At 58.2% G+C, this 1,858-nt stretch carries 1 protein-coding gene; it reads left to right on the top strand.

All coding sequences use genetic code 11. The annotated features are described in order from the left end of the window. Nucleotides 1-11: 11 nt before the first annotated feature. Nucleotides 12-1,858: preprotein translocase subunit SecA (secA, locus tag G5358_RS20945; protein ID WP_421324867.1), on the top strand; the 1,847-nt coding region annotated here is incomplete at its 3' end.

Here is a 1,858-nt window from a genome sequence, read left to right as displayed (position 1 = left end):
AGTTGGTACCCATGATTAGCACACTGCTTACCAAGATTATCGGCAGCCGGAACGACAGAACGCTCAAGGCTTTGCGCAAAATTGTAAAACAGATCAATGCCATGGAGCCGCAGTTCGAGGCTCTGTCCGATGCCGAGTTGCAGGCCAAAACGGCTGAATATCGTCAGCGTATCGAGCAGGGTGAGACCCTGGAGCAGTTGCTGCCGGAAGCGTTCGCGACCGTGCGTGAAGCCTCCAAGCGGGTGTTTGGCATGCGTCACTTCGACGTGCAGCTGATCGGCGGCATGGTGCTGAACTCCAACCGTATCGCGGAAATGAAAACCGGTGAAGGTAAGACTCTTACTGCGACTCTGCCAGCTTATCTGAACGCCCTGAGTGGCCGCGGTGTGCACGTCGTGACGGTGAACGACTATTTGGCCAAGCGTGATGCGGAGGCGAACCGCCCGCTGTTTGCCTTCCTAGGCATGACCGTCGATTGCAACGTGCCCGGTATGGATGCATCCCAGAAGCGTGACGCCTACGCAGCCGACATTACCTACGGTACCAACAACGAATTCGGTTTTGACTACCTGCGCGACAACATGGCGTTCTCGCCAGAGCAGCGCGTACAGCGTCCGCTCAACTACGCGCTGGTGGATGAGGTGGACTCGGTGCTTATCGATGAAGCCCGTACTCCGCTGATCATCTCCGGTCCGGCCGAAGACAGCTCCGAGCTCTATATCCGCGTCAACAAACTGATCCCGCTGCTGGTCAAACAGGACAAGGAAGACACCGAAGAGTACACCGGTGACGGTCACTACACGGTGGACGAGAAGAACCGTCAGGCGCTGCTGACCGAAAACGGTCAGATCTTCGTGGAAGAGCTGCTCAAGAAAGAGGGGCTGCTGGACGAGAACGACTCGCTGTTCTCTGCCTCCAACATCAGCCTGCTGCACCACGTCAATGCGGGTCTGCGTGCTCACACCCTGTTCGAGCGCAACGTGGACTACATCGTCCAGAAAGACGAGATCGTCATCGTCGACGAGCACACCGGCCGTACCATGCCGGGCCGTCGCTGGTCCGATGGTCTGCATCAGGCCGTTGAAGCGAAGGAAGGGGTGAAGATCCAGAACGAGAACCAGACACTGGCATCCATCACCTTCCAGAACTACTTCCGCCTCTACAACAAGCTGGCGGGGATGACAGGTACTGCGGATACCGAAGCCTTTGAATTCCAGCAGATTTATGGCCTGGATACCGTGGTTATCCCGACCAACAAGCCGATGGTGCGCAAAGACATGGGCGATCTGGTCTACCTGACCGCCAATGAGAAGTATGCCGCCATCATCGAAGATATCCGTCAGTGCGTGGCCAAGGGCCAGCCTGTACTGGTTGGTACCGTCTCTATCGAGAACTCCGAGCTGCTCTCCGGCATCCTGACCAAGGAGAAGATCCCGCACAAAGTGCTGAACGCCAAGTTCCACGCCATGGAAGCGGAGATCGTCGCCCAGGCCGGTCAGACTGGCGCGGTCACTATCGCCACCAACATGGCCGGTCGTGGTACCGACATTGTGTTGGGCGGCAACTGGCAGGCAGAGCTTGCCAAGCTGGAGAACCCGACCAGCGAGCAGATTGCCGAGCTGAAAGCCGCCTGGCAGGTGCGTCACGATGCGGTGCTGGCCGCTGGTGGTCTGCACATTATCGGCACCGAGCGTCACGAATCCCGTCGTATCGACAACCAGCTGCGCGGCCGTTCCGGTCGTCAGGGTGATCCGGGTTCCTCCCGTTTCTACCTCTCCATGGAAGATACCCTGATGCGGATCTTCGCCTCCGATCGCGTGACCGGCATGATGAAGAAGCTGGGCATGGAAGAGGGCGA

The organism is Aeromonas sp. 604176 (assembly GCF_049170755.1).
GTDB classification, from domain to species: domain Bacteria; phylum Pseudomonadota; class Gammaproteobacteria; order Enterobacterales; family Aeromonadaceae; genus Aeromonas; species Aeromonas veronii_A.
The sequence above is the reverse complement of the archived record's forward strand: the minus strand, read 5'-3'. Positions and strand labels throughout refer to the sequence as shown.